A 12,096-nucleotide genomic window follows, 5' to 3' on the forward strand; every position below is an offset into this window, starting at 1 on the left:
CTCGCTGCAGGGCCATGCTTTTCGGCCCCGGCTTTTGCGGTCCTGCCACGGCTGGTGCAGGGGCCCCGCGCAAAACAAGTTCGCCCCATCGAGCACCCCGGACCACCCCGGGTTCAGCGCAATGCCGAAGGCGAGCCGACCGCGCCCCATCAAGCACTCTGCTCCACGACGGGTCCGGTGCGCGAGCCGACCGGCCCCATCAAGCGCTCCGCTCCACCACGGGTCCGGTGCGCGAGCCCCGCCTCAGCCACACCTCACCCCAACATCAGCAACGCCTGCAGATGCCCCACCAACGCCCCAATAACCGCCCCCACCGCAATCAACTTCCACTCATCCTGCCGAAACGCAGGCCGCAACAACCCCTCATACTCCACCCGCGTCAACTGGTTCATCTTCGCCGCGATCGTGTTCCCGATGTCCAGCGCCCTGGTCGCATAAGGCTCAGCCTGCAGCGCGGTCGTGTCCAAGTAGGCCATCGCCTTGTCCGCCGCCGCGTGCTTTATCTCCTGGAATCGGCGCGTGCCGACGGCGACCGCGACGAAGGGTTTGGCGATGCTGGCCTGCTCGTCGACCGACTTGCGCACGAGCTGCTGGATCTGCGCCAGCAGCCGGTCGGAGCGCGGCCCGCGCAGGACGCCCTCGACGATGTTGGGCACGGTCATCACCTCGCGCGCGATCAGTTCCCCGTACTGCTTGGCCACCTCGGCGCGGCGGCGCTGGAAGACGCCCTGGAACGGGATCAGGCCGAGGAGCTTGGTGCGTTCGCGGGGGAAGAACACCAGCTTGATCGCCAGCCAGTCGGTGAACCAGCCGATCGCCGCGCCGAAGATCGGCAGTACCAGCGGTTCCCTGGTCAGCGCCCACACGGCGGTCTGCACGACGCCGAGCGCGAAGCCGAAGTAGATGCCGCAGCGGGCGATGAAGGCCATCTCCGGGCGGGAGATGTCGCGCACCAGCCGCACCAGCAGTTCCTTGTCCCGCTCCAGCGCGGTCACCGCCACCTGCCCGACGTCGAGCACGTCGCCGATGTTGGCCCTGACCTCGGCCATCACCTTGCGGACCAGCGCTGGCGAGCCCGCCTGCACCTGCTTGACGATCAGGTCTTGGGCCAGCACCGGCAGCACCTCCCACAGCCGGGGGTGGTGGGTCTCCAGCACTTCGCGGGCGATCCGGTCGACGGTGACCAGCAGCGGTCCCTGGATCTGCCTGGCCACCTCGTCGGGGTCGAGCCGCTCGACCACCTCGCGCGGGTCGACCAGCCTGCTGGTGATCAGCTCGGCCGACACCCGGACCATCCGCGCCGAGTTGCGCGGCACCACGCCCTGCCAGCCGAGCCAGGGCGGGGCGATGCCGACGAAGTGCAGTGGCCGGAACATCATCTCGATGGCGACCCGCTTGGTCACGTAGCCGATCACCGCGGCGACGAACGGCATCGACAGGTACACCGGCCAGTGCCGGGAGAGGTCGTCGAGAACAGCGTCCAAACCCGACCCTCCCGTTAGTTGACCCGCTGGTAGATTAACCCGCCCGGCGTTCAGTGCAGGAGCAGCAGGACCTGCAGCTCGCCGACCAGGAACCCGATGAGCGCGCCGACGGTGATCAGCTTCCACTCGTCCTGGCGGAACGCGGGCCGCAGCAGCCCCTCGTACTGCACCGGGGTCAGTCCCTGGATCTGCCGGACGATGGTGGCCCGGATGTCGAGCGCGTCGGTGGCGTAGCCCTCGATGTGCCGCACGGTGTCCGGCACGTGCTCGATCGCCCGCCGCGCCGCCGCGGCCTTCATCTCCTGGTAGCGCCGCGGCCCGACCGCGGCGACCACCAGCGGCTTGGCCAGGCTCGCCTGCTCGTCGACGGCCCGGCGCACCTCGCGCTCGACCATCCGGTGCAGCCGGTCGGCGCCCGGCCCGGTGAGCACCGCCTCGAGCACGTTGGCCACGGTCAGGATCTCGCCCGCGATCAGCTCGCCGTAGTCGCGGGCCACCGCCATCCGCCTGCGCTGGAACATGCCCTGCCAGGTCACCAGCCCGAGGAACCGCTTCGGCCGCCGGGGGAAGAAGATCATCTTCAGTGCCAGCCAGTCGGTCAGCCACCCGGTCAGCCCGCCGAACAGCGGCAGCACCCACGGGTTCTTCGTCAGCGCCCAGGTGATCAGCTGCACGACCCCGATGACCAGCCCGAACCAGATCCCCGACCGCGCGATGAACCGCATCTCCGGCGCCGCGGTCCCCCGGATCAACCGGTTGAGCACCGCCTTGTCGCGCACCAGCGCCCGCACCGCCATCGCCTTGACGTCCAGCAACGCCTCGATGTCGTCGGCGACCTCCCGCATCAACCGCTCCACCACCGACGGCGCGTCCCGGCGGATCCGCCCCAGCACCCGCTCCTGCGCCTGCCGCGGCAACAACTCCCACAGGTTCGGCTGGTACTCGGCCAGCACCTCCCGCGCGATCTCGTCCACCGCCCGCTCGATCGGCTCCCGCAGCTCCTGCGCCACCCGCTTGGGGTCCAGCCGCCCGAACACCTCCCGCGGCGAGATCAGGTTGGTGGTCATCAACTCCATCGCCACCGAAGCCATCCGCTCCGAGTTGCGCGGGATCACCCCCTGCCACCCCAGCGGCCCGACCCCCACGAACTCCAGCGGCCGGAACATCATCTCGATCGCCGCCCGCTTGGTCACGTACCCGATCACCGCGGCCACCAGCGGCATGGACAGGTAGACGTGCCAGTGCGCTCGGAAGTCGGCCAAGACCCCAGCCCAGTCCACCCGGATCACCCTCCAAACAGGACCACCGCAGTCTCGCACGCCAACGGGCGGCATCCCCGGTTCCGCGCGAGATCCACCCGACTTCTCCAGGGAATCGACAAACGGGACCCCCGCCCGGCCGGGCAGGGGTCCCGTTTCTCGGTGCGAGCGGGTCAGACGCGACCGGCGGCGCGGCGGCGGCGGGCGACCTCGGCGAGGACGACGCCCGCGGCCACTGAGGCGTTGAGGGATTCGACGCCCGCGGACATGGGGATGGAGACGGTGGCGTCGCAGGCTTCGCGGACCAGGCGGGTGAGGCCGCGGCCTTCGGAGCCGACCACGATGACCAGGGGGGAGGTGGCCAGGTCGAGGTCGTCGAAGTCCATGGTGCCGTCGGCGTCGAGGCCGACGATCATCAGGCCCTGCTCGGCGAACGCGCGCAGCTGGCGGGTCAGGTTGACCGCGACCGCGACCGGGAGCTTGGCCGCGGTACCGGCCGAGGTGCGCCAGGCGACGGCGGTCATGCCCGCGCTGCGCCGCTGCGGCAGCAGCACGCCGTTGGCGCCGAACGCGGCGGCGGAGCGGACCACGGCGCCGAGGTTGCGCGGGTCGGTCACGCCGTCGAGGGCCACGATCAGCGGGGGTTCGCCGGTGCTGGCGGCGGCGTCGAGCAGTTCGTCCGGGTGCGCGTACTCGAACGGCGGCACCTGCAGCGCCAGGCCCTGGTGCATCGCGCCAGCGGTCAGCCGGTCCAGTTCCGGGCGGGAGACCTCCAGCACCGAGATGCCCCGGTCGGCGGCCAGGCGCACCGACTCGGCGACCCGGTCGTCGGGCTCGATGCCCAGCGCCACGTAGAGCCCGGTCGCCGGGGCGTTCGCGCGCAGCAGTTCGACGACCGGGTTGCGACCCGCGACCAGTTCGTTGCTGCCCTTGTCCTGGGTCTTGGCCGAGCGCTTGGCCGTGGAGTTGGCGCGCCGGTTGGCGGCGTGGCCGGGGCGGTTCTCCGCCTTGGGGGTCGGCCCCTTGCCCTCGAGCGCCCTGCGCCGCTGGCCGCCGGAGCCGACGACGGCGCCCTTCTTCGAGCCCGGCTTGCGCATCGCGCCCCGGCGCTGGGAATTGCCTGCCACGTCAGCTGTCCTTCACTGTCCACTGTGGACCGCCGGGGGTGTCCTCGACGGCGACGCCCGCCTGCAGCAGGCGGTCGCGGATCGCGTCGCTGAGCGCGAAGTCGCGATCGGCGCGGGCTTGGGCCCGCTGCTCGAGCAGGCCGTCGACCAGCGCGGTCAACGCCTGCAGCACCCCGCCCTCGCCTGGGGTGTCCTCGGCCCACAGCAGCGGGTCGAGCCCGAGCACCCCGGTCATCGCGCGCACCGACGACGCCGCGGCGCGCGCGGTGGTGTCATCGCCGGAGTCCAGCGCGGAGTTACCCAGCCGGACCTGGTTGTGCACCGCGGCGAGCGCGGAGGGGGTCGACAGGTCGTCGTCCATCGCGGCGGTGAACTCCGCGGTCACCTCGCCGGGAGCCACCACCCCGGTGCGCTGGACGACCTTGCGCACGAACGCCTCGATCCGGCCGAACGCGCGCACCGACTCCTCGAGCGCCGCCTCCGAGTACTCGACGGTCGACCGGTAGTGCGGCCCGACCAGGTAGTACCGCAGCTCCTGGGCCCGCACCCGGTTGAGCATCTCCGGGATCGACACCACGTTGCCCAGCGACTTCGACATCTTCTCGCCGCTCATGGTGACCCAGGCGTTGTGCATCCAGTAGTTGGCGAACCCGTCACCGGCGGCGCGCGACTGGGCCTGCTCGTTCTCGTGGTGCGGGAAGACCAGGTCGATGCCGCCGCCGTGGATGTCGAACGCGCTGCCGAGGTACGTGCGCGCCATCGCCGAGCACTCCAGGTGCCAACCGGGCCGCCCGGCGCCCCACGGGGTCGGCCAGGACGGCTCACCCGGTTTCGCGGACTTCCACAGGGTGAAGTCGCGCGGGTCGGCCTTGCACTGCGCGGCGGACTCGCCCTGCTGCACCTCGTCCAGCTTCGCGCCGGACAGCTCGCCGTAGGCGGGGTAAGAGGAGACCGAGAAGTAGACGTCGCCACCGGCGGCGTAGGCGTGCCCGTCGTCGATGAGCCGCTGCATCAGCTCGACCATCTGCGTGACGTGGCCGGTCGCGCGCGGCGACACCGACGGCGGGAGGCAGCCCAGGGCGTCGTAGGCGTCCTCGAAGGCGCGCTCGTGCGTCGCCGCCCACTCCCACCACGGCCTGCCCGCGTCCGCGGCCTTCACGAGGATCTTGTCGTCGATGTCGGTGACGTTGCGCACTAGGCGCACGTCGAGGCCGCCATGGGCCAGCCAGCGGCGCACTACGTCGAAGTTCAGGCCGCTGCGCACGTGCCCGATGTGCGGGACGCCCTGCACCGTCGCACCGCAGACGTAGATCGAGGCGATCCCGGGGGTCAGTGGCGCGAACGGGCGCGAGGTGCGACTCGCGCTGTCGTAGATGTGCAGGGACACGACTATCTCCTGGTGGGAGCACAGCGTTGGTTGGGGGAAATGGTACGGGTCACGCCTCGCTCACCCGTGCCCGGTTTGGCTGGTGGCCGGTTGCCGCCGGTCACCAGCCCCGCTCGCGTGGCGTTCTAGTCCGCGATCCCGTGCGTGCGCAACGCGCCGAGCAGCGCGTCCGGGCGATTCGCGGTCGCCTGCGGCTCCACCCGCTCGAATCGACAGCCGAGCAGCGCTGCCGCCCCGTCGGCCTTGGCGCTGTCACCGATCATCAGCGCGTCGGCGGGGGAGACGGCGATCCGCTCGCAGGCGATCTCGAAGATCTTGGCGTCCGGCTTCATCACGCCGACCGCGTAGGACAGCACGTACTCGTCGACCAGCTCAGCCAGGCCCCAGTGCGCGAACGTGTCGCGGACGTCCCAGGCGATGTTGCTGACTACGGCCACCGGCACGCCCTTGGCGCGCAGCAGCCTAAGAGCCGCCTCGGTGTCCGGGTACGGCCGCCACGACGACGGCGCCAGCATCAGGTCGTACACCTGCGTGGCCACGCCCTCGGCCAAGCCGAACTCGGAGTGCGAGAGGGAGGCCTGGTAGGCGGCGCGGTGCACCTCGGGGTCGAGGTCACGGCGGTGCCAGGCGTCGTGCAGGTCCGCGGGCAGGTGCGCCGGGACACCGGTCGGCACCGTCATCAGCGCCAGCAGCTCGGCGTAGCGGTCCGCGGTGAGCGCGCTGCCGTCCTGGTTGTGCAGGCCGTCGACAGCGCCGGTCCCCGGTTCCAGGCGGAACACGGTCCCGGAGAAGTCCAGCAGGACGCCGCGGATGCCCACGGCGTCCACGCTAGAGGTCGCTACGCGTGCCCGGTGATCCGCTCCGGTGTGATGCGCACCACGACCCGCACGGTGTCCGGGGTGTCCCCGGTGTAGGGCTGGCCGCTGTACTTCAGCGACAGCTCGTTGATCAGCTCGTGGCCGCCCTCGGTGGTCAGCTCGGCGACGCCGCGGAACTCCAGGTAGCTGTACGGGTTGTCCTTGTTGATCACCGTGACGCTGACCCGGGGGTCGCGCCGCAGGTTCTTCTCCTTCTGCCTGCCCGCCACCGTCGACAGCAGCACGTCGTCGCCGTCGCGGCGCACCCACAGCACCGAGGTCTGCGGGCTGCCGTCCGGGTTGAGCGTGGCCAGGGTGGCGAAGTTGGGTCCGTCGAGGAGAGCTCGGGCGCCCTCGGACAGTTCTGGTGCCATGCCCAGAACGTACGGGCTTCGGGGTCGGCTCGCCTTCGGCATTGCGCTGGATCCGTGGTGGTCCGGTGTGCTTGATGGGGCCGGTCGGCTCGCGGCTCGGACCCGTCGTGGAGCGGAGTGCTCGATGGGGCCGGTCGGCTCGCCTGCGGCATTGCGCTGGATCGCGGGGTGTGGGGGTGCTCGATGGGGCGAACTTGTTTTGCGCGGGGCCCCTGCACCAGCCGTGGCAGGACCGCAAAAGCCGGGGCCGAAAAGCATGGCCCTGCAGCGAAGCAAGGCTACGACTGCCGCCACCCCACACAAAACAAGTTCGCCCCATCGAGCAGTTTGGTGGGCGGCTTCCTAGGAGCGGTGGTCGGCACTGCTGTCGGGGGCGGGCGGGGCGGGGGCGGGGGCAGTTCAGGCTGTTCCGCTAGTCGATCAGGAGCAGTGCGGTGGCTACGGCTGCGATGCCCTCGCCGCGGCCGGTGAGGCCGAGGCCGTCGGTGGTGGTGCCTGATACCGATACCGGGCCGCCCACGGCTGCCGAGAGCGCCTCCTGGGCCTCCGTGCGGCGCTTGCCGATCTTGGGGTGGGTGCCGATGACCTGCACCGCGGCGTTGCCCACCCGGAAACCGGCCGCTTCGACCCTGGTTCGCACCTCGCCGAGCAGCACTACCCCGTGTGCACCGGCCCAGCGCGGGTCGCCGGTGCCGAACACCGCGCCCAGGTCGCCGAGGCCCGCGGCCGACAGCAGGGCGTCGCACAGGGCGTGCGCGGCGACGTCGCCGTCGGAGTCGCCGGTGCAGCCGGGGACTCCGGGCCACAGGAGACCGGCGATCCAGCACTCTCGGTCTACGTCGATCGGGTGAACATCGGTACCGATCCCGACTCTCACGAGGTCGCTCCCGCCGACAGGATGAATTCGGCAATCGCCAGGTCAAAGGGGGTTGTGATTTTCATCGCACAGTGGTGGCCGGGCACCGTGGCCACCGGCACACCGATCTTCTCGACCAGGCCCGCGTCGTCGGTGGCCGAATCGCCAGCCTCGGCGTACGCCCTGGTCAGGGTGGCCGTGTCGAAGCCCTGCGGGGTCTGCACCACGCGCAGCGCGGCGCGGTCGGGGGTGGCGAGCACCGTACCGGCCGGATCAACCTCTTTTACCGTGTCGGCCATCGGGAGCACGGGCACCACGGCCGGTGCACCAGCGGCGACGGCGGCCACGACGGACCGGATGACCTCGGGTGGGGTGAACGCGCGCGCCGCGTCGTGCACCAGCACCACGCGGGCGTCCGGCACGGTTTCGACCACGTGGCGCAGCGCGCGCCGGACCGAATCGGTGCGATCCGCGCCACCGGGCACCACGTCCGCGGCCAGGCCCGCGGCCCGCAGCAGGTCAGCGGTGCCCTCGACCTCGGTGGGCGGGGCCGCGACGACAACATGCCGTACGCAGCCCGCGTCGAGCAGGCCGCGTACGGCATGGGTGAGCAGAGCGGTCCCGCGCACGGGAACCAGCGCCTTGGGCACCCCGAAGCCGAGGCGTTCACCTCGTCCCGCCGCGGGCACGATCGCCACGGCGGGTGCTTGCTCAGGGGTGGTCGTGCGCTCCGGTTGGGGTGTCATGCACGTCTCAGTCGGGCCGATCCGCCGTGGCCCGGTCGGGACGTGCGGGTGTACCTGGGAGGTTAGACGGTCGCGGTGGCCAGGACCTCGTCGAGCAGGACCTCGGCCTTGTCCTCGTCGGTGCCCTCGGCCAGCGCCAGCTCGCTGACCAGTATCTGCCTCGCCTTGGCCAGCATCCGCTTCTCACCAGCGGACAGGCCGCGGTCCTTCTCCCGCCGCCAGAGGTCTCGCACCACTTCGGCCACCTTGTTCACATCGCCGGAGGCGAGCTTCTCCAGGTTGGCCTTGTACCGACGCGACCAGTTGGTCGGCTCCTCGGTGTGCGGAGCGCGCAACACGTCGAACACGCGGTTGAGGCCCTCTTGACCCACGACGTCCCGCACACCGACGATCTCGGCGTTGTCTGCGGGGACGCGGACGGTGAGGTCACCCTGCGCGACCTTGAGGACGAGGTACTTCTTCTCCTCGCCCTTGATCACGCGGGTCTCGATCGCTTCGATGAGTGCGGCACCGTGGTGCGGGTAGACGACGGTCTCTCCGACCTTGAAAACCATGTGTCCTCTGCCCCTTTCGCTGCGCCAAGCTTAACACGAGTCGCACCGCCCAGGAGATGAGCGTGTGAACGTCTGTGCAGGTCAAGGGCCACATCAGGGAACAGGCGGGGGTTGACAAGTGCTCCGCGCGCGTACTCAGCCGTCCTGGGGCCGCGGGTCAGCGGGGAAGTCGATCTCGCGATCGGCCCGCCCGCGGGCCCGCCGCGGGCGGGCACGTGATCGTGGTGACATCCGAAGGGTGATTGTGCGCCCGCGCGCGGGCCGCACCGCGCGCCCCGGCTAGGCTCCTGAGCCGGTAGGTGAAAGTCCGCTAGCGACGCAGGAGCCCCCGTGAGCCGTGCACAGCAGAACTCGACCGGCAGGCTGCGCCTCGCCCCGGCCGGGTTGGGCCTCGGCCTCGCCGCTGCCCTGTTGACCGCGGCGTGCAGTTCCGGCCAGATCACCCAGACCGACTCGCAGCTGCCCGCGGTCAACGGCGCGCTCGCCCAGACCGGCCAGGTCGCGCTGCGCGACGCCGTCCTCGCATACCCGGAGGCCGGTCACTACGCCAAGGGCGCCGACGCCCCGCTGTCGCTCTCGATCGTCAACGTCGGCGGCACCGCGGACAAGCTCGTCGAGGTCACCAGCCCGCTGGCCGCCGAGGTCGAGCTCGTCGGCGACACCGCCCTGCCCGGCGGGGTGGCGCTCGTGGTCGGCGAGGCTGGCGAGGAGACCGACGGCAAGTCCAGCGCCCCCACCACCCCGACGCCTACCACCACGACCACGGTCGCGCCGACCTCGGCCACCTCCGCGGGCAAGCCCACCTCCGGTGCGCCGAGCACGACCTCCAGCTCGGTCGCCCCCACCTCGGTGACGCCGACCACGACCACCGCCAAGGTGCAGCTGGGCAAGCTCGAGATCGTCCTCAAGGGACTGGCCGACAAGCTCTACCCCGGCAAGACCGTGCCGGTCACCTTCGTGTTCGAGAAGGCGGGCCCCGTGACGGTCAACCTGCCGATCGCCGCCCCGAACGGGCCGCGCGAGGAGCACGCGGCAGGCGAGCACTGACCTGTCGGTGCTGCTCGCTAGCGTGCTCTGAGTGGTGACCAAGTCCAGCTACCGCTGTGCCGAGTGCGGGCACGCCGTGGCCAAGTGGTTCGGCCGGTGCCCCGAGTGCCAGGCGTGGGGCAGCTTGGAGGAGGTCGGCGCGCCCCGCGGCAAGGTCGCCGCCGGTGCGCCGAGCTCACCGGCCCGCCCGATCGCCGAAGTCGACATCGAGGCCGCCCGCGCCCGCCAGACCGGCGTCTCGGAGCTCGACCGCGTGTTGGGTGGCGGATTGGTGCCCGGCGCGGTCGTCCTGCTCGCGGGCGAACCCGGTGTCGGAAAGTCCACCCTGCTGCTTGAGGTCGCCTACCGCTGGGCGGCCCGCGACGGCGAGTACGGGCCGACCCTGTACGTGACGGGCGAGGAATCCGCGGGCCAGGTGCGGCTGCGCGCCGAGCGCACCGGCAACGTGCACAAGTCGATGTTCCTGGCCGCCGAGAGCGACATCGCGGCCGTCCTCGGACACGTCGACACGGTCCAGCCGGGGCTGCTGGTGGTCGACTCGGTGCAGACCATGTCGTCGCCCGCGGTGGACAGCGCGCCCGGCGGCGTCACCCAGGTCCGCGCGGTGACGGCGGCGCTGGTGGCGCTGGCGAAGGAACGCGGGCTGCCGGTGCTGCTGGTGGGGCACGTGACCAAGGAGGGCTCGATCGCCGGGCCCAGGGTCCTCGAGCACCTGGTCGACGTCGTGCTGCACTTCGAGGGGGACAGGCATTCGGCGCTGCGGCTGCTGCGCGGGGTGAAGAACCGGTTCGGCCCCGCGGACGAGGTCGGCTGCTTCGAACTCGTCGAAGGCGGCATCGTCGGCGTCCCCGACCCGTCCGGCCTGTTCCTCAACCGGCGCGACACCGGCGTGGCCGGAACCGCGGTGACGGTGGCGGTCGAGGGCAAGCGCCCCCTGCTCGGGGAAGTGCAGTCCCTGGTCGCCAAGTCCCACCTGGGAACCCCGCGCCGCGCGGTGTCCGGTTTGGACTCCGCCCGCGTCGCCATGATCCTCGCCGTCCTGGAACGCCGAGGCGGGATCCGCCTGGGCGACGCGGACGTGTTCACGGCGACGGTGGGCGGCATGAAGATCGCCGAACCCGCCGCCGACCTGGCGATAGCCCTGTCGGTGGCCACCGCGGCCCGGGACGTGGCCCTGCCGCACGACCTGGTGGTACTGGGCGAGGTCGGCCTCGCAGGAGAAGTCCGGCGAGTCGCCGGAGTACGAGCCCGGCTCACCGAAGCCGCCCGCCTGGGTTTCACCAAAGCCCTGGTCCCCCCCGACTCCGGCGACCTGCCCGACGGCATCGAAGCCCGAGTGGTACCCGACCTGGCCTCGGCGATGAACAACCTGCAGGTCCTGCGCGGCTAGCGGGCGGCTGGCCGATGCAAGATCAACGGCGCTGAGCACCCCCCGAATCCAGCCTAGCGGCGGACGCCGGAGGAATGGCCGACAAATCTGGTTCTGTGGATAGTTGAGGTGGTTGTGGGCAAGTCTGTTGTTGTCCAGGCGGGTTGTCCACAACCACTGATTCCATCCACAGTGGCAATGATGAGCCCCCGAATTCATATTGGCGTTGGCTGTCGAATAAGTGGCCTGGCGAACTCAGGCTTGTGGGTGCATGGCGCCGTTGTGGATGGAATCCCCCGTCGCCAAGCCGGTTTATCCACAACCGCCGTTCCTGTCCACAGCGGCAATATGTATCCGGCCGTTGCGGCGGCAGCCCTTGCTGGGCGAGCTTTCCGCATCCGGCGCATCCGGCGCATCCGGCGCATCCGGCGCATCCGGCGCATCCGGCGCATCCGGCGCATCCGGCGCATCCGGCGCATCCGGCGCATCCGGCGCATCCGGCTCTAGCCGAAGTGAGTCGCCCCCGAATCCAGACTAACGGTGGCTGCCGGGAAGTGGGATGGTCATGTTAAGCCTGTGGATGGTTGGCCTGGTTGTGGATAAAGGCCGGTCATTGGTTGTACACAACCTCGGTTTCCACCCACATCAGTAGTGAGATTCCCCCGAATCCAGCCTACGGACTAGTGCCGGGGAAGTGGCTGGCGATCTTGGACTTGTGGACTGGCGAGGTCGTTGTGGGCCAAGTGCGGGGATTGCCGGGGCGGGTTGTGCGCAACCGCCGTATTCATCCACACCGGTGGTGAGAAGCCCCCGAATCCAGTCTAGGGGCCGGTGTGGGGAAAGCGGTCGGCGATCTTGGGCCTGTGGACTAGTGGGGTGGTTGTGGGCAAAGTGCAGACATTGCCGGGGCAGGTTGTGCACAACCGCCGCTTCCATCCACAGTCGCAATAAGAAGCCCCCGAATCCAGCCTACTGGTGGGCGTTGGGGAAGCGGGCGATGAAGTTTGGGGTTGTGGATAGTCGAGGTGGTTGTGGA

General features: G+C 70.5%; 11 protein-coding genes. 2 read left to right on the top strand and 9 right to left on the bottom strand.

What is annotated here, in order from left to right; all coding sequences use genetic code 11:
* Positions 1 to 254: 254 nt before the first annotated feature.
* From JOD54_RS08650 to JOD54_RS08690, 9 genes are all read right to left on the bottom strand, one after another.
* Positions 255 to 1,484, bottom strand: coding sequence for a DUF445 domain-containing protein (locus tag JOD54_RS08650; protein ID WP_204450020.1), 1,230 nt, complete (start codon positions 1,482 to 1,484; stop codon positions 255 to 257).
* A 50-nt stretch (positions 1,485 to 1,534) separates the two neighbouring features.
* Positions 1,535 to 2,707 (bottom strand): DUF445 family protein, encoded by a 1,173-nt coding sequence (locus JOD54_RS08655; RefSeq protein WP_239574163.1) that lies wholly within the window; start codon positions 2,705 to 2,707, stop codon positions 1,535 to 1,537.
* A 209-nt stretch (positions 2,708 to 2,916) separates the two neighbouring features.
* Positions 2,917 to 3,870, bottom strand: a complete 954-nt coding sequence (rlmB, locus tag JOD54_RS08660; protein ID WP_204450022.1) for a 23S rRNA (guanosine(2251)-2'-O)-methyltransferase RlmB — start codon at positions 3,868 to 3,870, stop codon at positions 2,917 to 2,919.
* 1 nt (position 3,871) lies between these two features.
* The gene (gene cysS, locus JOD54_RS08665; RefSeq protein ID WP_204450023.1) at positions 3,872 to 5,257 is read right to left on the bottom strand and encodes a cysteine--tRNA ligase; all 1,386 of its coding nucleotides are present in this window, start codon (positions 5,255 to 5,257) and stop codon (positions 3,872 to 3,874) included.
* Positions 5,258 to 5,382: 125 nt separating this feature from the next.
* Positions 5,383 to 6,075, bottom strand: a complete 693-nt coding sequence (locus tag JOD54_RS08670) for an HAD family hydrolase (RefSeq protein WP_307859899.1) — start codon at positions 6,073 to 6,075, stop codon at positions 5,383 to 5,385.
* A 20-nt stretch (positions 6,076 to 6,095) separates the two neighbouring features.
* Positions 6,096 to 6,488: a PPOX class F420-dependent oxidoreductase gene (locus JOD54_RS08675; RefSeq protein ID WP_204450025.1), complete on the bottom strand. Its 393-nt coding sequence runs from the start codon at positions 6,486 to 6,488 to the stop codon at positions 6,096 to 6,098.
* Between the two features lie 412 nt (positions 6,489 to 6,900).
* The gene (gene ispF / locus JOD54_RS08680; RefSeq protein ID WP_204450026.1) at positions 6,901 to 7,365 is read right to left on the bottom strand and encodes a 2-C-methyl-D-erythritol 2,4-cyclodiphosphate synthase; all 465 of its coding nucleotides are present in this window, start codon (positions 7,363 to 7,365) and stop codon (positions 6,901 to 6,903) included.
* Positions 7,362 to 8,090, bottom strand: a complete 729-nt coding sequence (gene ispD / locus JOD54_RS08685) for a 2-C-methyl-D-erythritol 4-phosphate cytidylyltransferase (protein ID WP_204450027.1) — start codon at positions 8,088 to 8,090, stop codon at positions 7,362 to 7,364. Before ispD ends, ispF begins: the two co-directional genes overlap by 4 nt.
* 62 nt (positions 8,091 to 8,152) lie before the next feature.
* A complete protein-coding gene (locus JOD54_RS08690) occupies positions 8,153 to 8,644 on the bottom strand; it encodes a CarD family transcriptional regulator (protein ID WP_018682461.1) in 492 nt (163 codons plus the stop codon).
* A gap of 330 nt (positions 8,645 to 8,974) precedes the next feature.
* On the opposite strand from JOD54_RS08690, the gene JOD54_RS08695 reads away from it, so the two are divergent.
* Positions 8,975 to 9,691, top strand: a complete 717-nt coding sequence (locus JOD54_RS08695; protein WP_204450028.1) for a copper chaperone PCu(A)C domain-containing protein — start codon at positions 8,975 to 8,977, stop codon at positions 9,689 to 9,691.
* Between the two features lie 31 nt (positions 9,692 to 9,722).
* Positions 9,723 to 11,081 carry a DNA repair protein RadA gene (radA, locus tag JOD54_RS08700; RefSeq protein ID WP_204450029.1) on the top strand — a complete coding sequence of 453 codons (1,359 nt, stop codon included), beginning with the start codon at positions 9,723 to 9,725 and terminating at the stop codon, positions 11,079 to 11,081.
* The last annotated feature ends 1,015 nt before the right edge of the window (positions 11,082 to 12,096 follow it).

This window comes from Actinokineospora baliensis (assembly GCF_016907695.1).
Lineage (GTDB): Bacteria > Actinomycetota > Actinomycetes > Mycobacteriales > Pseudonocardiaceae > Actinokineospora > Actinokineospora baliensis.

Coding starts and splice junctions, on each gene's coding strand:
- JOD54_RS08655 (WP_239574163.1), bottom strand. CDS start 2,707: ATGCCGCTGGTGGCCGCGGTGATCGGGTACGTGACCAAGCGGGCGGCG.
- JOD54_RS08675 (WP_204450025.1), bottom strand. CDS start 6,488: ATGGCACCAGAACTGTCCGAGGGCGCCCGAGCTCTCCTCGACGGACCC.
- ispD (WP_204450027.1), bottom strand. CDS start 8,090: ATGACACCCCAACCGGAGCGCACGACCACCCCTGAGCAAGCACCCGCC.
- JOD54_RS08690 (WP_018682461.1), bottom strand. CDS start 8,644: ATGGTTTTCAAGGTCGGAGAGACCGTCGTCTACCCGCACCACGGTGCC.